Annotated in this window: 18 protein-coding genes; 6 read left to right on the plus strand and 12 right to left on the minus strand. The window is 69.9% G+C overall.

Annotation, left to right across the window (positions count from 1 at the left end; translation table 11 throughout):
- Positions 1 to 37 precede the first annotated feature (37 nt).
- Positions 38 to 1,237, minus strand: coding sequence for a DNA polymerase III subunit delta' (locus tag BLT81_RS09695; protein ID WP_040421022.1), 1,200 nt, complete (start codon positions 1,235 to 1,237; stop codon positions 38 to 40).
- A gap of 57 nt (positions 1,238 to 1,294) precedes the next feature.
- Between BLT81_RS09695 and BLT81_RS09700 the strand changes: the two genes are divergently transcribed.
- The gene (locus tag BLT81_RS09700) at positions 1,295 to 2,821 is read left to right on the plus strand and encodes an adenylate/guanylate cyclase domain-containing protein (protein WP_019193779.1); all 1,527 of its coding nucleotides are present in this window, start codon (positions 1,295 to 1,297) and stop codon (positions 2,819 to 2,821) included.
- An 88-nt stretch (positions 2,822 to 2,909) separates the two neighbouring features.
- Here the strand turns inward: BLT81_RS09700 and BLT81_RS09705 are convergent, their stop codons facing one another.
- A complete protein-coding gene (locus tag BLT81_RS09705) occupies positions 2,910 to 3,524 on the minus strand; it encodes a hypothetical protein (RefSeq protein WP_019193778.1) in 615 nt (204 codons plus the stop codon).
- Positions 3,521 to 6,454, minus strand: a complete 2,934-nt coding sequence (gene topA, locus BLT81_RS09710) for a type I DNA topoisomerase (protein ID WP_040421020.1) — start codon at positions 6,452 to 6,454, stop codon at positions 3,521 to 3,523. Before topA ends, BLT81_RS09705 begins: the two co-directional genes overlap by 4 nt.
- A 226-nt stretch (positions 6,455 to 6,680) precedes the next feature.
- Here topA and BLT81_RS09715 point away from each other — a divergent pair, with 226 nt between their 5' ends.
- Positions 6,681 to 7,307 carry a DedA family protein gene (locus tag BLT81_RS09715; protein ID WP_019193776.1) on the plus strand — a complete coding sequence of 209 codons (627 nt, stop codon included), beginning with the start codon at positions 6,681 to 6,683 and terminating at the stop codon, positions 7,305 to 7,307.
- Between the two features lie 41 nt (positions 7,308 to 7,348).
- Here BLT81_RS09715 and BLT81_RS09720 read toward each other — a convergent pair whose 3' ends face one another.
- A complete protein-coding gene (locus BLT81_RS09720; RefSeq protein ID WP_019193775.1) occupies positions 7,349 to 7,552 on the minus strand; it encodes a cold-shock protein in 204 nt (67 codons plus the stop codon).
- Positions 7,553 to 7,767: 215 nt separating this feature from the next.
- Between BLT81_RS09720 and BLT81_RS09725 the strand changes: the two genes are divergently transcribed.
- On the plus strand, positions 7,768 to 10,101 hold the full coding sequence (locus tag BLT81_RS09725; protein ID WP_019193774.1) for a DEAD/DEAH box helicase: 2,334 nt from the start codon (positions 7,768 to 7,770) through the stop codon (positions 10,099 to 10,101).
- Positions 10,102 to 10,108: 7 nt separating this feature from the next.
- Here the strand turns inward: BLT81_RS09725 and BLT81_RS09730 are convergent, their stop codons facing one another.
- From BLT81_RS09730 to ssd, 7 genes are read right to left on the minus strand one after another with little or no spacing between them, the layout of a single operon-like run.
- Positions 10,109 to 10,447 carry an Rv3654c family TadE-like protein gene (locus BLT81_RS09730; RefSeq protein WP_019193773.1) on the minus strand — a complete coding sequence of 113 codons (339 nt, stop codon included), beginning with the start codon at positions 10,445 to 10,447 and terminating at the stop codon, positions 10,109 to 10,111.
- Positions 10,447 to 10,740 (minus strand): hypothetical protein, encoded by a 294-nt coding sequence (locus tag BLT81_RS09735; protein ID WP_019193772.1) that lies wholly within the window; start codon positions 10,738 to 10,740, stop codon positions 10,447 to 10,449. The genes BLT81_RS09730 and BLT81_RS09735 overlap by 1 nt, the downstream gene beginning before the upstream one ends.
- Positions 10,740 to 10,961: a DUF4244 domain-containing protein gene (locus BLT81_RS09740; RefSeq protein WP_019193771.1), complete on the minus strand. Its 222-nt coding sequence runs from the start codon at positions 10,959 to 10,961 to the stop codon at positions 10,740 to 10,742. The genes BLT81_RS09735 and BLT81_RS09740 overlap by 1 nt, the downstream gene beginning before the upstream one ends.
- 40 nt (positions 10,962 to 11,001) lie before the next feature.
- A complete protein-coding gene (locus BLT81_RS09745) occupies positions 11,002 to 11,574 on the minus strand; it encodes a type II secretion system F family protein (RefSeq protein WP_019193770.1) in 573 nt (190 codons plus the stop codon).
- Entirely contained in the window at positions 11,571 to 12,338 is a 768-nt protein-coding gene (locus BLT81_RS09750; protein ID WP_019193769.1) for a type II secretion system F family protein, read from the minus strand. Before BLT81_RS09750 ends, BLT81_RS09745 begins: the two co-directional genes overlap by 4 nt.
- Positions 12,338 to 13,447 (minus strand): TadA family conjugal transfer-associated ATPase, encoded by a 1,110-nt coding sequence (locus BLT81_RS09755; RefSeq protein WP_019193768.1) that lies wholly within the window; start codon positions 13,445 to 13,447, stop codon positions 12,338 to 12,340. The genes BLT81_RS09750 and BLT81_RS09755 overlap by 1 nt, the downstream gene beginning before the upstream one ends.
- Positions 13,444 to 14,493 (minus strand): septum site-determining protein Ssd, encoded by a 1,050-nt coding sequence (ssd, locus tag BLT81_RS09760; protein WP_019193767.1) that lies wholly within the window; start codon positions 14,491 to 14,493, stop codon positions 13,444 to 13,446. The genes BLT81_RS09755 and ssd overlap by 4 nt, the downstream gene beginning before the upstream one ends.
- 408 nt (positions 14,494 to 14,901) lie before the next feature.
- Between ssd and BLT81_RS09765 the strand changes: the two genes are divergently transcribed.
- The 3 genes from BLT81_RS09765 to BLT81_RS09775 all read left to right on the plus strand — a co-directional run bounded on the left by BLT81_RS09765 (position 14,902) and on the right by BLT81_RS09775 (position 17,535).
- Positions 14,902 to 15,786, plus strand: coding sequence for an HAD family hydrolase (locus tag BLT81_RS09765; protein WP_019193766.1), 885 nt, complete (start codon positions 14,902 to 14,904; stop codon positions 15,784 to 15,786).
- A 158-nt stretch (positions 15,787 to 15,944) separates the two neighbouring features.
- Positions 15,945 to 16,541 (plus strand): phage holin family protein, encoded by a 597-nt coding sequence (locus BLT81_RS09770; RefSeq protein WP_019193765.1) that lies wholly within the window; start codon positions 15,945 to 15,947, stop codon positions 16,539 to 16,541.
- 91 nt (positions 16,542 to 16,632) lie between these two features.
- Entirely contained in the window at positions 16,633 to 17,535 is a 903-nt protein-coding gene (locus BLT81_RS09775) for an alpha/beta fold hydrolase (protein WP_083337268.1), read from the plus strand.
- Here BLT81_RS09775 and BLT81_RS09780 read toward each other — a convergent pair.
- Positions 17,532 to 18,722 (minus strand): MarP family serine protease, encoded by a 1,191-nt coding sequence (locus BLT81_RS09780; protein ID WP_019193763.1) that lies wholly within the window; start codon positions 18,720 to 18,722, stop codon positions 17,532 to 17,534. The genes BLT81_RS09775 and BLT81_RS09780 overlap by 4 nt on opposite strands.
- Positions 18,723 to 18,765: the final 43 nt, after the last annotated feature.

Consider the following 18,765-nt stretch of genomic DNA (forward strand, 5'->3'; position numbering starts at 1 on the left):
CTTAACCGAGGGGCACTGAAAGTGTGAAACCCGCAGGTTACTTGACGTTACAGGCCTGGCGGATGCGCCCGAGCATCCCGTTGAACGCGATAGTCGGCTGCACGTTCTGGTCCAGGCTTTCGCGGCACTTCGCAATCGCATCCTGGCACGCGACCAGGCCCGCGAGATCCACCCGGGCGGCGATCTCGGCGCTCAACCCCTCGAAATCCGGGTGGGTCAGCCCGACGTCGGCGCCGCTTTTGAGCACCATCGCGTCGCGGTACACCCCCGCCAGGTCCACGAGTGTGAGGTCGAGGACGTCGCGGCCGCGGCGCGTCGAGCGCTTCTTTTGCCGCTCCTCGAGCTCGCGTAGTGCCGCCTCGCTGCCCCGCAGCGCCTTCGCCGCCCCCTTCCCCCTGGCGCCGACACCGACGGCCTGCGCCAGCTCCACGCGCTCCTTCTCGTCCTCTTCGGCGTAGGCGGAGACGGACTCCTTCTTCGCCGCGGCGATGAGCGCGCCAACGGCCTGGAAGGCTTGGTCGCCGTGGAACACCAGCTCGGCAAGGTTGATCGCCTGGGCGCGGCGGGCCTGCACGTCCGTGTTCTTCACCAGCAGGCGGGCGCGGCCGATGTGGCGCAGTGAGGTGGCGGCGGCGAGGCGGGCGTCGTGAAGCGAAGCTCCCTCTTCCTCCGTGAGGATGCGCACGATCTCGTCTTCCGAGGGGGCGGGGATATAGAGGTGGCGGCAGCGCGAGCGCAGCGTTTGGGAGAAGTCCTCCGGATCCGTCGAGGGTGCGGAGAGGATGATGACGGTCTTGGCGGGGGGCTCCTCGACGGTTTTGAGGAAGGCGTCGGCGGCCTGCTCGGTGAAGCGGTCGGCGTCGTCGATGATGATGACGCGCCAGTTCGCCACCGTGGGCAGGCGGGCGGCCTGGTGGACGATGTCACGCATCGCCTCGACGTGGATGACCAGCTCCTTCGGTACGACGTGGACGATATCGGTGTGGGAATCCGACAACGCGTCGAGGCAGCCCTGGCAGCGCCCGCAGCCGATCGTGTCCGGGTCGGTGCACACGAGCGCGGCGGCGAACGCAACGGCGGTGGTGGACCGGCCCGAGCCGGGCGGGCCGGTCAGCAGCCACGAATGCGTCATCGCCCGCGGGTCGCCGATGCCCCGGGCTGCGGCCGCGGCCGCCATGATGGTCTCGCGCACCCGCGGGGTGTCGGCGAGCCTGTCGCTCACGCTTTTCACCGTCACACCAGACACACTACTGGTTCCCGCGGCTCGCGAATCATCCCATTAGAGTAGGTAGCCATGGACAGACTGTGGCGCGGCCTGAAGTGGCTTTGGGGAACCTCGTGGCCCCTGTACGCTGCGACTGTTTTGGGCACCAACGTGCTCGGCGCCTTGGCAATCATGCTGTTCATCCGCTTCTTCATCCCGCTGCCGGAGGTGGAGTCGCTCTCGGTGACCAGTAACGGCGCCGGCATCATCGGCCTGACGTACCTCGTCGTCGCCGTCATTATCGGCGCCGCGGTGACCTTCCTGCTGTTCCGGCCGGTGCTGGACTGGCAGCGCAACCCCGACGCCCACGACCCCAACATGGTGCGCAACCTCGTCATGCGCATCCCGGGGATGCAAACGTGGGTCGTCGTCGCGGTCTGGCTCATCGGCATTGCCATCGCGGGGATCATCTCCTCGCGCGTCAGCGCGCGCCTCACCGTCGTGGTCGTGGTGTCCACGCTCATGGCGTGCGTCATCGTGGCCATCCTCACCTACGTCCAGGCCGCCCGCCTGGTGCGGCCCATCGCCGCCAGCGCCCTGGCGCGGCGTTTCGAGGACGCGACGCTGGAGCCCCCCATCGCCGCTCGGCTCTACTTCACCTGGTTCACCACCACGGGCGTCCCGGTTCTGGGCATCCTGCTGCTCATCTGGGCGCAGCGCAACAACTACTTCACCAACACCCCCGGCGAGCTCATCCCCGCCGTCACCGCGCTGGCTGTCACGGCGCTCGTGACCGGGATCTTGGGCACCACCTTCGCCATCATGAGCGTCGTCGACCCCATCAAGGAGCTGCAGGCGGCGATCAACCGCGTGCGCCGCGGCCAGTCCGATACGCAGGTGGACATCTACGACGGGTCCGAGATCGGGGTGCTCCAGGCAGGCTTTAACGAGATGATGCGCGGGCTCAACGAGCGCCAGCGCGTCCGCGACATCTTCGGCCGCTACGTCGGCATCGAGGTGGCGCAGAAGGCGCTCGAAGAAAAGCCCGAGCTTGGCGGCGAGGACCGCAAGGTCGCCGTCGTGTTCATCGACGTCATCGGCTCCACCACCTTCGCCGTCGACCACACGCCCGAGGAGGTCGTCGCGGCGCTCAACGACTTCTTCGAGGTCGTCGTCGAGGTGGTGCACCGCAACAAGGGCGTGATCAACAAGTTCGAGGGCGACGCCGCGCTCGCGGTCTTCGGCGCGCCCATCGCGCTTCACGACGCCACATCCCACGCCCTCCAAGCCGCCCGCGAACTGCGCGAAGAGATCCTCGGACTGCAGCTGCAAGCCGGCATCGGCGTCGCCTCCGGCCACGTCGTCGCCGGCCACATCGGCGGCTCCGACCGCTTCGAATACACCGTCATCGGCGACGCCGTCAACGCCGCCGCCCGCCTCACCGAGCTGGCGAAGGACACCCCCGGGCAGGTCCTCACCAACGCCGCGACGCTGCGCGCCGCCAACGAGGTGGAGCAGCAGCGGTGGACCCTCATGAAGTCCATCGAGCTGCGCGGGCGCAACCAAATGACGCAGCTGGCGCGCCCCGTGCGGGCGACGCTGGCGGACAGGTCGTAGCGTCCTACCTAACTTCCTACCTAACTTCCCACCCAACATAACAATTGGGAAGTTAAGTAGGAAGCTGGGTAGGAAGTTCAGTGAGAAGTTAGCCCCGCAGGCCGTCGGCGAGGAGCAGCTGCCCGACGAGGCCCGTCGCGGTGCAAAGCGCGGACACGACGCACACCTGGGGGCGGCGGAAAGCCGCGTTGACGGCAAGACGCAGCCCCTCCGCCGCAAAGCCGAGGTTGGCGCCGTGGCTGATGCCCTCGGAAGCAGGCGCGCCGTTGCGCAGGGCGGGGTCGTTAGCCAGCGCCGTGGTCACAGTAGAGGCGGCACCGCCGACCAGGGCGGCCGGGGCGAGGCCTGTGCCGCGGGCGGAGTAAGCGCCGACGGCGGTGGCCGCCGCGCAGGCGAGCGCCACCGGGACGTCGGGGCGCGCCCCGACGCGCAGCAGCCGCGCCGCATACACCGCCTGGCCGAGCGCGAAAGCGCCCACGCCGAGCAGCGAGGGTGTGCGCGGCACGCGCTGCTGCTCGATCGACGCCACCGCCGCCGCGGGGTTCCACGGGGCAGCGAGCGCCCTGGCGGCGGGTTCCGCGAAGCGCGCACCAGCCACAGCTGCGACCGTGCACGCGACCCAGGCGGCGCGATCCGGGCGGGTGCGCGCCGCGGCTAAGGAGCGCGCCAGCGCCTCCGCGCCGCGCAGCGTCCGTCGGATCACTTCTTCCTCGCGCGGACGACGCGCTTCGTCGTTTTCGCAGGGCGCTTCGCGGCCTTCTTTGTCGCCTTCTTCGTCGCCTTCTTTGTTGTCTTCTTTGTTGCCTTCTTCGGGGCCGCCTTCTTGGTCGCTTTCTTCGTCGCGGGCGCGGTGCCCTCCTCCGCCTCGCGAGCGCGGCGGGCCGAGAGCAGCTCGTTGGCGCGCTGATCCGTCATCGTCTCCGGGGTATCCCCGCGCTGCAGAGAGGCGTTGGTCGAGCCGTCGGTAACGTACGGGCCGAAGCGGCCGTCCTTCACGCTCATCGGTTTGCCGGAGACGTCGTTGTCGCCCAGCATCTTCAGCGGCGGCTTCGCCGCGGCACGGCCGCGACGCTTCGGCTCGGCGTAGATGCGGCGCGCCTCATCGAGGGTGATGTCGAAGATCTGCTCCTCGCTACTCAGCGAACGCGAATCGCTGCCCTTCTTCAGGTACGGCCCGTAGCGCCCGTTCTGCGCGGTGATGACCTCCCCGTCCGCCGGGTCGACGCCCACCTCGCGCGGCAGAGACAACAGCTTCAGCGCCTCCTCGAGGGTCACCGTCGACGGCTCCATGGTGGAAAACAGGGAGGCTGTCGCCGGTTTCAGCTGCTCGTCCACCAGCGCGGCGATCCGCTTTTCCTTCTGCGCCGCCGCGGTCTTGGTCTCCCAGTTCTTCGCCCGCTTGCCCTCCGCGGCGCGCTGTTCGTCCTCGGCGGCGCGCTCGGCGGCGACGACGGTCTCGGCGTGCGCCTCGGCGCGCTCGCGCTCGTCGTCGCGCACGAGCTCGGTGACGTACGGGCCGAAGCGGCCCTCCTTGGCCACCACCATGCGGCCGTTCTCCGGGTTCTCGCCCAGCTCCCGGCCAGAGCGCGGGGTGGCGAAGAGCTTTTCCGCTAGCTCCAGGGTGATCTCGTCCGGGGTGGCCGACTCGGGCACGTTGGCGCGCTGGTAGTCCGGGTCGCCGTTGTCGTCCGTGCCCACCTGACGTTCGATGTAGGGCCCGTAGCGCCCCACGCGGACGATGACGGGGCGGCCCTCGTCGTCGTCGAAAAGCGCGAGCGAATTCGCCGCTCGGGCGTCGATGCTTTCGAGGTTGTCCTCGATCATGTGCTTGAGCCCGCCGCGGCGTGCCACGGCCTCGGCCATGCTGTCCTCAGCGTCAGCGTCGCCGAAGTAGAAGCCGGTGAGCCACTCGGTGCGGTTCTCGTTGCCGTGGGCGATCTCGTCGAGCTCGTCCTCCATCGAGGAGGTGAAATCGTAATCGACGAGCGCGTCGAAGTTGTTCTCCAGAAGCCCCACCACAGAAAACGCCACCCACGTGGGCACGAGCGCGCTCCCGCGCACGGCGACGTAACCGCGGTCCTGGATCGTCTTGATAATCGAGGCGTACGTCGACGGGCGCCCAATGCCCAGGTCCTCCATCTTCTTCACCAGGCTCGCCTCGGTGTAGCGGGCCGGGGGGTTCGTGGAGTGGCCGTCGACGCTGATCGCCTGCGTCTCCAGCGCGTCGCCCTCGCGCAGCCGCGGCAGGTGCGCCTCCTGATCGGTGGCGTCCGAGTACGCGCGCAGCCAGCCCGGGAACGTGATCGTGCGCCCCGTCGCGGCGAACTCGACCGCCTCGCCGGAGCTGGCGGTCCCCGCGACGGTGACCTTCATGGACGTCCCACGGGCATCGTTCATCTGCGAGGCCACGGTGCGCTGCCAGATCAGCTCATAGAGCTTGAACTCCTCCGCGTCGAGGGAGCCAGCCAGCTGGCCCGGGGTGGCAAAGCGTTCGCCCGCCGGGCGGATCGCCTCGTGCGCCTCCTGCGAGTTCTTCACCTTCCGGTCGTACCGGCGCGGCGCGTCGCTGACATACTCCGAACCGTAGAGCTCGGTCGCCGCGGAACGCGCCGCGTCGAGCCCCTGCTGCGACAACGACGTCGAGTCCGTACGCATGTAGGTGATATGGCCGTTTTCGTACAGGCGCTGCGCGATGCGCATCGTGCGCGCCGAGGTGAAGTGCAGCTTGCGCCCTGCCTCCTGCTGCAGCGTAGAGGTCATAAACGGCGCGTAGGGGCGGCGGGTGTAGGGCTTCTCCTCCACCTTGTCCACCTGCATCGCCGCGCCTTCGAGACCTTCGGCGAGGGCGCGTGCCGCCGGTTCGTCCACGACGTAGACGCCCTGCGACGTCACGTGGCCGCGGTCGTCGAAGTCACGGCCCTGCGCCACGCGCTTGCCGTCGACGCCGACAAGCTTCGCGTCGAAGGGATCGCCACCGGGCGTCAGCGTCGCCGTCAGGTCCCAGTACTCAGCGGAAACGAAGGCCATGCGCTCGCGCTCGCGCTCGACGATGACGCGGGTGGCCACCGACTGCACGCGACCGGCGGATAAGCGCGGCATGACCTTCTTCCACAGCACGGGCGAGACCTCGTAGCCGTAGAGGCGGTCAAGAATGCGGCGAGTCTCCTGCGCCTCGACAAGGTCCATGTCCAGCTCGCGGGTGTTTTCGGCGGCCTCACGGATGGCGGACTCGGTGATCTCGTTAAACACCATCCGCTCCACCGGCACGGTGGGCTTGAGTGTCTCCAGCAGGTGCCAGGCGATCGCCTCGCCCTCGCGGTCCGGGTCGGTGGCCAGCAGCAGGCGGTCGGCCCGCTTGAGCTTGTCCTTAAGGTCGGAGACCTTCTTCTTTTTGTCGGGGCTGACCACGTAGATCGGCGCGAAGCCCTCCTCGGGGTTGACGCCCAGCTTGGCCCACGGCTCCTTCTTATACTTCGCCGGGATGTCTGCGGCGCGGCCCGGAAGATCTCGAATATGCCCGACCGACGCCTCAACGATGTAGTCGTCGCCCAGGTACTTCTGGATCTTCTTCGCCTTCGTCGCCGACTCCACGATGACGAGGGTTGTGCCGTTGTCTGCCACGCTGGGTGACACCTCTTCTTTCTTCTCGATCTGCGCCTTATATTAAGGGCGCTTGCTCGCACCCACCATAAAGGTGGTCCCGCAGGGGTATGCCGCCGCACTCCGCGCACATGTCCGAAACTCCCCTTTTTCTATCAGAGAAGTAGCACGCAGACGGTGACTCAAGGAAATAAAATCCCCGGGCGAGCCCCCGGTAGGATCAGGACGGCGTGGCACGGCCCGGAAGGAGCACTCCCCTGTGATCGATTCTTTGATCGGTTTCCTTGAAAACCTCATGCAGATGCCGATCTTCTATCCGCTGGTCAGCCTGCTGATCATCGCGGACGCGCTGGCCCCGGTCGTGCCCTCGGAAACCGTCCTCAACCTCGCCGGCGCCTTCTCCGCCTCCCGCGGCGTCCCCCACGTCGGGTGGGTCATCGCCGCCGCCATCATCGGCGGCATCATCGGCGACAACATCTGCTTCCGCCTCGGCAAACGCCTGATCACGGTGGTTGACCGCCTCGACCCCAACTCCAAAGCCGGCCAGTCGATCGCGTGGGTCAAACGCAACATGAACCGCGGCGCGGGCGCGACGATCATCGTCGCCCGCTTCCTGCCCTGGGCCCGGTGGGTGGCCACCATCGTGCTCAGCTCCGTGGGGTACAGCTGGGTAGCGTTTATCATCTACGACACCATCGGCGTCGTCGTCTGGGCGTTCCTCAGCGTCGGCGTCGGCTACCTCGGCGGGGCGCTCTTCGCCGACTACCCGCTGTTGGCCATGATCGTGGGCGTTGCCCTCGGCTCGCTCGTCGGGCTGCTCATCCAGAAGCTGCAGGCGTGGCTGTTTGACTGGAACGACGTGCGCCGCGGCGTATCGGCTGCGTAAAAATCCCCCTCCGCGGGGAGAAGGTGAGTGCGCTCGGGGGCTTAGAGAGCCCGCACGTCCTGGGCCTGCAGGCCCTTGGCACCCTCGCCAATCTCGAACTCGACCTGCTGGTTCTCCTCCAGGGTGCGGAACCCCGAACCCTGGATTTCGGAGTAGTGGACGAAGACGTCAGCGGAGCCGTCGTCAGGCGCGATAAAGCCGAAGCCCTTCTCCGCGTTGAACCACTTAACTGTTCCGGTAGCCATGGTGTGCTGTACCTTTCGAAAATTGCTGGCAACGAATGGTCAATCGATCACCAGGCCGCGAAAGGACCTGGTGCCCGCGCAACAAAAACTCACGAGCACCTGACTGAGGCGCACAAAGAATCTGTGACCGTGCACATTGTGCCACGAAATTCCCGCCGGGGAGCGGCGGGCTGGCATACTTTACGGATCCGCTGTTCCAACCGGGGGTAAAACGCATGTCCAACCACGGCCGATCCTTCGGCGCCGAGATCCTGGACATACTCCAGGCCCGCCTCCCGTCCTCCCGCATCACGCACGTCGAACACCTCGAGGCCTCCCCCGCGCGCTGGGCCGCATGGCCCTCATGGGTCGACGCCAGGCTCAAGAGCACGCTTATCGACGCCTCCATCACCCGCCTCTACACCCACCAAGCGCGCACGGCGCAGCTCGCCTGGGAGGGCACCGACGTCGTGGTGGCCACCGGCACCTCCTCCGGCAAGTCCCTGGGCTACCAGCTGCCGGTCCTGACCACCCTGGCCGCCGACCCGACCGCCTGCGCGCTGTACCTCACCCCCACCAAGGCGCTCGGCTCCGACCAGCTCCACGCGGTCGCCACCCTCGCGCCGCCGGGAGCCAACCCGGCGCCCTACGACGGCGATACCCCCGCCGAGGCGCGCCCCGCCATCCGCGCCAACAGCCGCTTCGTCTTCACCAACCCGGACATGCTGCATGCCGGCCTCCTGCCCAACCACGCCCGGTGGGCGCGTCTGCTGCGCCACCTGCGCTACGTGGTCATCGACGAATGCCACGTCTACCGGGGCGTATTCGGCGCCAACGTGGCCTTAACCCTGCGGCGACTCCTGCGCCTCGCCGCCGCCTACGGCGCCTCCCCCACCCTTATCTTCGCCTCCGCCACCGCCGCCGACCCGGCCGCCCAGGCCTCCCGGCTGGCGGGCCGGCCCGTCGTCGCCGTCGCCGAGGACGGCGCACCCACCGGCGAGCGCACCCTCGCCCTGTGGGAGCCCGGCTTCATCGAGGGCGCCGAGGGTGAGCACGGCGCCCCCGTGCGCCGCGCCGCCACGACCGAAGCTGCCGCGCTCCTGTCGGGACTCGTCCTCTCCGGCGCGCGGACATTGGCGTTCGTGCGTTCCCGGCGCGCCGCCGAGCTCGTGGCCATGCGGGCCCAAGAAGACCTCGTCGTCGCGGGCCGCGCGGACTTCGCCAGCCGCGTCGCCTCCTACCGCGCCGGCTACCTTGCCGAGGACCGGAGGCGCCTCGAGCGGGCGCTTGACGAGGGCGACCTGCTCGGCCTGGCCACCACCAGCGCCCTCGAGCTGGGCATCGACGTCGGCGGGCTCGACGCCGTGGTCATGGCTGGCTTCCCCGGCACCGTGGCCTCCTTCCGCCAGCAGGTGGGCAGGGCAGGCCGACGCGGCCAAGCCTCCGTCGCCGTCTTGGTCGCGCGCGACGAGCCGATGGACACCTACCTGGTCAACCACCCCGAGGCCCTCGTGGGCCGGCCCGTGGAAAACAGCGTGTTTAACCCCTCCAATCCGTTTATTCTGCGCGGCCACATCTACTGCGCGGCCGTCGAGCGCCCCCTGAGCGCCGAGGACGTTGCGGACTTCGGCGCCGAGGACGTCGTCGCCGAGCTCACCCGCGACGGCTACCTCCGCGAGCGCGGGCGCGGCTGGTTTGCCGTGCCGCGGCTCGAGGGAGAGCTCACTCCGGAGACCGCCCACGCCTCGGTATCACTGCGCGGCGGTTCGGGCTCCGAGGTGATGATCGTCGACGTCACCGACGGGCGCCTCCTGGGCACCATCGACGCCGCGCGGGCGATGAGCCAGGTCCACGAGGGCGCCGTCTACATCCACCAGGGCGAACACTTCGTCGTCGAGTCGCTCGAGCTCGACGACTGCGTAGCGCTCGCCCGGCCTGAGGCGCCCGACTATTCCACCCAAGCCCGCTCGTCCACCTCCATCACGATCCTCGGGGAGGCGTCCGCCCGGGCGAACCCGGCGCCGGGGCTGTGGGTGGCCAACCTCGACGTCGAGGTGATCGATCGGGTGACCGGCTACGTCGTCCGGCACGCCGACGGCACCATCTCCGAGCACGTGCCCCTCGACCTGCCGGAGCAACGCCTGGTCACCCGCGCGGTGGCCTACACCATCGACCCGCTTGTTTTAGACGCCATGGGCATCGCCGCCGGCGAGGTACCCGGCGCGCTGCACGCCGCGGAGCACGCTGCCATCGGTTTGCTGCCGCTGCTGGCCACCTGCGACCGGTGGGACATCGGCGGCGTGTCCACCGCGCTGCACCACGACACCCTGCTGCCGACGGTGTTCGTCTACGACGGCCACCCCGGAGGCGCGGGCTTCGCCGACGAGGGCTACGCCCGCTTCGCCGAGTGGATGACAGCGACTTACGAGGCCGTGCGCTCCTGCCCCTGCGAATCGGGCTGTCCCTCGTGCGTGCAGTCCCCCAAGTGCGGCAACGGCAACCAGCCCCTGGACAAGGCCGCCGCTCTGACGTTGCTGGGCGGGCTGTGCGCCATGCTGGCCGGACAGTAGGTCCCCATCAGAGCGGCCCTGCGCGCGCCTGGGCGCTCGCGCGGCCGAGGCTTACCTCCACCACCACGTCGGGGGCACGCTCCTGGCAGAGCTCCACGCGTGCCCCGTTGAGCTCAGCGGCCTGGCGCGCCGCCTGGCAGGCGTCCGCGCCCTCGTAGAAGGCCGTCGCCCCCGCCACGGCGGCGAGGTCCGCGGCGGTGCGGGCGCGGTGAGTCGTGGCGACGTGCGCGCCCGCGCCCACCACCGCGAGCATGAGGCTAACGACGGCAGCGATGATCCCGACCGACATCACCGTGGCGTAGCCAGCGTCGTCTGCGTAGGCGCGGGGGCCGTGTCCGCGGCGCATCAGCGGAACTCCGTGGGGTAGCGGGCAGTCGCCGACACCTCGAAGAGTGCCGCGGGGACGGTGGCGGTGACGCTCACGACGCCGCCGGATTCCGAGACGCTGACGCTGCCCAGCGGCGGGGCGTAGTCGACCCCGATCGCGTGGGCGCGGGCGGCAGCCCCGGCAACGTCCACGGCCCCGATATAGGCGGCGAGCGTCGCAAGCCCTCCGATCATCGCCGCGGCGACGGTGACGAGGGCCGCTAGGGCCAGCGCCGCCTCGACGGTGACGGATCCGTGGTCGTCGCGAAGCATTAGCCCGGCGTGTTGCTCAGGGCGTCGGTGATGACGCCTTCGATAGCGCTCACGACGCCATTGCCGTTGACCACCATGTACAGCACGCCCGCGAGGGCGGCCGCGGCCAGTGAGCCGAAAGCATACTCAATCGTGCTCATGCCGCGGTCGTTCCTCAGCGTGGCAAGGCGGGTGGTCAGGTGTGCAGCAAGGCGCGTGGAGACGGTTGTGAAAAGAGACATGAGAGTCCTCCTTGGGAGTCTGAAAAGTGTCGAGGTGGGGTTAGGTGAGCTTCCCCGCCAGCCCGATCACCACGGGCGCGAGCCCAAGGACGAAGAAGGCTGGGAGGAAGAAGGCGGTCAAGGGAAGGGCGATGAGCACCCCGGCGCGCTCCGCTTTCGCGGTGGCGAGGTCGGAGGCGTCGTCGCGAAGCCGGGCGGCGATGCGTTCGCAGCCCGCCGCGACGGCGGTGCCGGAGGTGTGCGACAAAACGACGAGGTTGAGCAGCTCCTCCCCGCCGGGGAGGGCGCGCATCGCGCCCCAGGAGCGCTCCGCGTCAGCCCCGAGCGCGCTCAGCGCGGCGACAGTGCGCCACGCGTCTGCTCCACCCGTGGGCGCGTGACCGGAGGCGTCCGCAACGGCGGCCGCTGCCGCAGGGACCGTCAGCCCCGCCCTCACGCACGCGGCGAAAAGGTCGAGGTCGGCGGCCATGCGGTGGTGTGTGACCTGCGACGGTGGGGACGCGGCGCCCGGCCCGTCGCGCGGCCGCGACGAGGGGGCCACGCGCGCGCCCGGCCGGGGCGGCGCGAGGGCGAGGGCAGCCGCCACGAAAAGCGCTGGGAGGAGCAAACTCATCGTGCCGCTCCCTCGATGATGCGGGCACAGGCGAGGTAGCCGGCGCACACGAGGGCGCACCCGGCGATGAGCAGCACGCCGCCGACCCCGCCATCGACGAGGACGCCGAGCGGGTTCGCCCCCATCGCGGTGCCCATGAGGATGCCCGCGGCGGGCAGCGCCGAGAGAACGATCGCCGTGGTCTTCGGCCCCGCCAGCGCGGCCTGAGTGGCCGCGCGGTGGCGCTGCTCGTGGTCGATGCGCTCTCGCGCCCGGGAGAGGAGCTCCCCGACCGGCAGGCCGCGGACGGCGGAGATCGCCCACAGGGCCCCGACCTCGCGCAGCTGTGGGGTCTCAGCCGCACCAAGAGCCGTGTCGGGCGCGGCCCCTGAGCGCGCCGCCGCGGCGGCGCGGCGGATGTCGCGGTGGACGGATTCCGGGGTAGATGAGGGCAGGCGTTGCGCGGCCCGCGCGATGGCGTCCGGTGTCGTCGCGCCCGCCTTGACGTTGGTGACGAGGTGGCCGAGAAACGCCGCCACGGCCTCCGCGCACGCGCTGTCGTGCGCGCTGCGCCGCCGGCGCGCGAGCGCTCCCGCCACTGTCGCCGCCACGATTCCGAGGGAGACGACCACGCTGATCCGGTCCACCGCCACCACCCCCAGCAGCGCGGCCGCTCCGAAGGCTGGCGCCCATGTGGTCGCTGAGGTCCGCGCGGTGGCTTCGACCCGGCGGGCGGGCCGCGGCGGGGTGGCCGCCGCTACGGCTGCGGCCAGAAGTAACCACATCACGACGCGTCCTCCCACACCACGTTCACCGCGACCGGGTTGCCCTCCAGCGCCCCGATCTGGTGCACGCGCCTCGTGCCATCGCGGCGGCGGCGCACCACGACGACGTAGTCCACCGCCGCGGCGAGCTGCGCGTGCAACCCCGCGCGGTCAAGGCCTCCCAGCGCCGCCAGCGCCTCCAGACGCGCGGGCACCTCCGCGACGGAATTCGCGTGAAGCGTTCCGGCGCCGCCGTCGTGCCCGGTGTTCAGCGCCGCAAGGAGGTCAACGACCTCGGCGCCGCGGATCTCGCCGACCACAATCCGGTCCGGGCGCATGCGCAGCGCCTGCCGTACGAGGTCGGCGATGGTGATGCGCCCCACCCCCTCGGCGTTGTCGCCGCGGGTTGTCAGGTTCACCACGTGCGGGTGGTCGGGCACCAACTCCACCGTGTCCTCGATAGCCAGGATGCGTTCTGCGTGGTCCACCTCCGCCAAAAGTGCAGACAGCAGCGTCGTCTTCCCGGCTCCTGTCCCGCCGACGACGAGGAAGGACTTGCGCTCCCGGACCATGCGGCGCAGGCGCGCCGCGCAATCGGGTCCCATCGAGCCTGCGGCCTCCAGTTGGGCGAGCGTCGTGGTGCGGCCGCGCAGGACGCGCAGGGAGATGCACGTGCCCACGTGGGCAGTGGGGGCGAGCACGGCGTGGAAGCGCAGCAGAGCCCCGTCGGGGCGGACGAGGTGGCCGTCGCAGAACGGCTGGGCGTCGTCAAGCCTGCGGCCGCACCCGGCGGCGAGGCGGACGGCGAGGCGGCGGACGTCGGCGTCGGAGGAGAAGCGAAACTCGTCGAGCTCGAGCCCGTGGCCGCGGTCGACGTAGACGGCGCCCGGGCCGTTGACGCACACGTCCGTGATGTCTCCCCCGCTCAGCAGGGCCTCGAGGGGGCCTGCCCCGGAGGTGTCGTCGCGCAAGGTGCGCATGACCTCGAGGACGTCGACGTCGCTGATCACGACGGCCTCCTCCCGCACGATCGCCGCCAGACGGGCCGGGTCGGGGGCGTGGGGCTCGTCCGCTAGGCGGCGCTGAACCCGCCCGATGACGTCGGGGCTGACCGTGTCTGCGCCGCTCACAGCCCTGCCTCCTCGAGAACCGCGCGCGCGGCGGCGGCCAGGGTGCGCGGCAGGCGCTGCGGCAGGCCCTCGACCTCCACGGCCCGTGGCAAGCGCGGCGCGTGCTGGATTTGCGCGATGACCTCCGCGCGGGCGATCCGTGCTATCTCTCCGCTCTCCAGCGACGACCACCCGCGATGGCGTACGACGAGGGCGGCCGGGGTGCTCGCCGCGGAGCACTCGGCCACGATTCGGGCGGCCGCCGCGGCGCCGCGCACCTCAGCTGGCGTGAGCACGACCGCGAGGTCGCAGCGGGCCGGCATGAGGCGCACCGGGGAGTCCACCACCGTCAGACCTGCTCCAGAGGTGGCGGCGACGAGCCGCTCGATCTCGTGTTTGTCTGCGCCGGAGGGGTCGTTGATGGTGGTGCGGGCGTGGGTCAGCACCGCGATCCCGTCGCGGGTGGAGGGCAGGGCGCGGCGGACGTCGGCGCGGTTGACGCTGCCGTCGCCGAGGACGATTTCTCCCCAGCGCGCGCCGATCTCCTCCTCGATTCCGAGCAGGAGGTCGAGGCCACCGGAGTAGCGGTGGGCGTCGACAAGCATGGGCTCAAGCTCCCTCGGCGCGGCGCGGCAGATGGCGGCCCCGAGGGTCGACGCCCCGACGCCCCCGGCCGCCCCGAGAACGGCGATCACCGCCTCCCGGCCGTGCGGGGAAGGCGCCGCCGTACGCAGCGCACCCACCGCGCGCAGCAGGTCACCGGCTTGGGCGGGGACGACGAAGGCGCCCTCGACTCCCGGGGACGCGGCGTGCTGCGCGGCGATCGTTTCCACGTCGGAGCCGAGGAGAAACACGCCTGGGCGCGGGGGGAGGGTCTGCAACGCGGCGGAGTGCGCGGCGTCAAGGAAGACGGCGTGCGCTCGGGCGTAGTGGCGGCGTAGCGCGTCGGGCCCGTCGGCGTCGATGACGGGGCGCCCGGTGGCGGCCGCGATGTGGACGGCCTCGGGGTGGACGAGCGGGTCGTCGATGGCGATGAGCAGCGGCTCGGTCGGCGTGGTGTGGGGCATGCACTCACCATCCACCAGCCGCGCTACCTCGGGCAACGGAGGGCGCCGGCGCCTGTGGATAACCCCGTTTTTTAGTGACGCGTCACGCCCGTTCTGTGGATAACTCCTCCACTGGAGGGCGCGCATAAGGGACGGCCCGCGCCTCGGGGGGGTGTGCGCGGGCCGTCAGTAACCCGGCCTCGGGGGGGGTGGGCCGGGGCAGGCCACACTGTATATCGGGGCCGTGCAGAAGCAATTATTACACATCGGCCGACGGAGAAGCAATACGCGTGGGCGCGTTTTGCGAACATTTTTTCTATTTGTTTCAGTTCGCAGGGCGCGCTCCACGCGACTCGACACGTCACAGGAGCCTCATCCGTACCACAACGGGCCTTTTGTTCCACGGCGGCGCGGTCTAAGCTACTGGGTATGAACCCACGCGAGGCAGCCGATCAGACGCATCAGGCCGGTCAGGCTGGGTCCACGCGCGCCCCGTCCACGCGCGCCCCGCGCCCGACGGCAGCGTTCTTCGACCTAGACAAGACGATCATCGCCACCTCCTCCGCGTACGCCTTTGGCCGCGAGTTCGTCAACAACGGCCTGATCAGCAGACAGGAAGCGCTCGAGCTCTCCCTCGCCAAGGCCTCCTACATGCTCGCCGGGCATACGAGCGAGCAGATGGACTCCGCCCGCGACTCCCTCACCCAGATGGTGACGGGGTGGTCGGTCGACGAGATCCGACGCATCACCACCGAAACCATGCACACGGTGGTCACCCCCGCCATCTACGCGGAGGCACGCGACCTCATCGAACAGCACCGCGACGCAGGCCGCGACGTGATCATCATTTCCGCCTCCGCCTCGTTCCTCGTGGAGCCGATCGCCCGCGAGCTCGGCATCGACCACGTCGTGGCCACCGAGTTGGAGGTCGAGGACGGCAAGCTCACCGGCTCCATCACCCGCTACCTCAAGGGCGGGGCCAAGGCCGACGCCGTCACCGGGTACGCCGCGGCTCACGGCTACGACTTGGCGCGCAGCTACGCCTACTCCGACTCCGCCACGGACATCCCCATGCTGGCCACGGTCGGCCACCCCGTCGCCGTCAACCCCGACCGGGCGCTGCGCAAACATGCCCTCGCGCACGGGTGGCAGGTGCTCACCTTCAAAAACCCCGTCCCCCTCATCCAGTTGCCCAACGCCCGCGAGGTGGGCATCGGTGCCGGCGTCGTCGCCGGCGTGACCGCGCTCAGCGTCGCGGCGTACTGGCTTACACAGCGGATTTTCAAGGACCCGAAGGGGCGCCACAGCGCGTAACAATAAACATCCGCGCACATGTCGGGTAATTCTCTAGGATTGATCGTGGTGTGATCGTGTCGCGCCACCAATCCGTGCACGGTGTTACAGTTGAGGCTGTCAATCGCGAGGGTGCGGTATGCCACAACCCCACGCCCCGAGAAAGGTACTTGGAGAAGATGAGCAACAAAGGTCTTTACACTGACGGTTCCACCGCGGTCACAGGGAAGGTGGAGTCCATCCCGCTGCGCGACACCGGCGTTACTACCCCCGGCCAGGACTCCTTGGGCACCTTGGTGTCCAACGCGGCCGAGCAGGTCTCTACCCTCGTGCGCAACGAAATTGAGCTGGCCAAGACCGAGGTGATCGGCGAGGTCAAGAAGGGCGCCGTTGGCGGCGGCCTCTTCGCTGGCGCGGGCGTGGTCGCCCTCTACTCCAGCTTCTTTTTCTTCTTCTTCCTCGCCGCCCTGCTGGCGATCTGGCTGCCGTGGTGGGCCGCGTTTCTCATCGTCTTCCTGGTTATGATCGCCGTCGCCGGCATCCTGGCGTTCGTGGGGGTCAAGAAGTTCAAGGCCATCCGGTCCCCGGAGAGGACCATCTCCTCGGTGAACGAGTGGAAGAACCTGGTCCCGGGGAAGGCACAGGAGAGCCTCGCGCGCAAGGAGGACTCGAGCGCGCTGTACACCAACGCTGCGGGCCGCCCCGCGGCGTCCGATAAGGCCACCGAGGCGCGCCTGCGTGACGGCCGCGGCTCCACCTCTGTTGACGTCGACTAGCCCCCTCTTTTCCGTTGCCCGCGCTCCCTCCCGGCGCGGGCGTTTTCTTCGGTTGACGCGCGCCACCCCTGGAGAACCGAAAGGAGCGCCCATGCCGGGCAGGGAGTACTCCCCCAGCGTTGTTGAGCTCGATGGGCCATTTTCCCACGAGTACCTGCATACCCGCGGGCTTCGGCTCCACGCCGTGACGGCAGGGGATCCCGCCGACCCGCTCGTGCTCCTCCTCCACGGGGCCTTCGGCGGGTGGTTCGACTACGCCGAGGCCATCGCGCCCCTCGCCGCGCGCGGCTTCCACGTCGCCGCCCTCGATATGCGCGGCTACGGCATGTCGGATAAGCCGATCCATCGCGGCGGCAACGATATGCTGCTCGCCTGCGGCGATGTCAAGGGCGCCGTCGCCGCCCTGGGGCACCGCGACTGCATCCTCGTCGGCGCCGACACGGGCGGCTCTGTGGCGTGGGCCTGCGCGGCGGCCTACCCCGAGCTTGTCGCGGGGCTCGTCTCCATCTCCGCCGCCCACCCGGCCGACATGCGCGCCGCGATGCGCAGCCACCCGTGGGATTTTCTGCCGCTGATCACCCGCCTTGTTATGCGCCACCCCCCGCACTCGGACGCGGTGCGCGCCCGGGTGTACCGCCGCGCCCTCATCTTCGATACCGACCCCGCGTTCCACCGCTCGCCTCGGTTCCAGGACACGTTGGACCTTCGTCTGCGCGCCGCCGGGATCGCCAACTCCCGCTCCTACGCCCGCGCGACCTCTTTTTTTTTGGTGCACCGCGCGCCCGGCGGGGAGGTGTCAGCCCCAACCCTGCTGCTGCACCCGCCGCTTCGCCTGTGGGGCCCGCTGGTGGAGCGCCAGCGCCGCCGCCTGCGCGGCCCCGTCACCGTCGATGCGGTGGAGGGCACGAAGAACCTCCCGCACATCGAGGACCCCGTCGCCTTCGCGGACACCATCGCCCGCTTTGCGACGCCCCAGCCGCGCCCCGCCCCCTAGCGGGTTACGCACATCCCGGTGTCCACCGCCATCCCCAAGGCGCGCACGTCGCCGACCTTGTCCACGACCTGGCGCGCCGTGAGCGCGTAGCCCGTCTCCGAGGCGTCGGCAGACGCCCCGAAGACCACGCCGGCGACCTCCCCTCCCGTGGTGAGCACCGGCCCGCCGGAGTTGCCCTGCCGGATGCTGCCGCGCAGCGTGTAGGCCTCGCGTTCCACGCGGCCAATGGCGTAGATGTCCGGGCCCGCGATGGTGAGAGTGCCCCGGATGCGGGCCGGCGCCGCTTCGAAGGGCCCGGAGCGGGGAAAGCCCATGACCACGGCGTCCTCGCCGCGCGCGAGCTCGTCGGTGGCGATGGGCAGGGCGTCGAGGCCGAGCCCGGGCGAGTGCAGCACGGCGATGTCGGCGCCTGGGTCGTAGAAGACGACGGTCGCCTCCTTCACGCCGAGGACGGTGTCGAGCTCGACGCTGTTCGTGCCGGCGACGACGTGCGCGTTGGTGATCACGTAGTCCGGCGCTGCGACGAAACCGGAGCCCATCAGCTGGCGCCCGCACGCCTCCGCGTCGCCGATGACGTGGATGACGCTGGGGCGCACGCGCTCGACCATCGCCGGGTCGACGGCGGCGGGGTCGGGAGCAGGGACGGGCGCGCCGGTGGTGGCGAACGGGGAGACGAGGGGTGGCAGGCCGGAGTCGTCGAGAAGCGCGGCGAAGCGCGCGGGGAGGTTCTCCGCGCCTGGGGGCACCACCCTGTCGATGAGGGCGAGCACACGCGATTCGCGCACGCCCGCGCCGAGCGGGCCGGGTAGCACGGTGGCGAGGGGGAGGGAGACGAACCACAGCACCAGGCTGAACGCGAGGGCCTGGAAGAGGGCGCCGACCACGGAGTCGAGCGTCTGCGTCGTCTTGAAGCGGGCCCGGTCGCGCACCTGGGCTCCCGCGACGCCGCCGACGGCGCTGCCCAGCCCGGCGAAGAAGACGATGACGGCGATGAGGAGGAGGACGCGGAGGAATTGGGTGTCGGCAAGCCTGACGATGTAGGGCGCGAGCGCGAGGCCGATCACGAGGCCGGCCGCGATGCCCAGCACCGACAGCACGGCGGAGCTGGCGCCGCGGCGCCAGCCGCTGACGAACGCGGAGAGGATGATGACGACGATGACCACGTCAACGACGATCTGGGCAGTCACGCGTCAGCAACTCCTTGGCAGGCTACATGGGCCTTTCACCTTA

This window comes from Corynebacterium timonense (assembly GCF_900105305.1).
Lineage (GTDB): Bacteria > Actinomycetota > Actinomycetes > Mycobacteriales > Mycobacteriaceae > Corynebacterium > Corynebacterium timonense.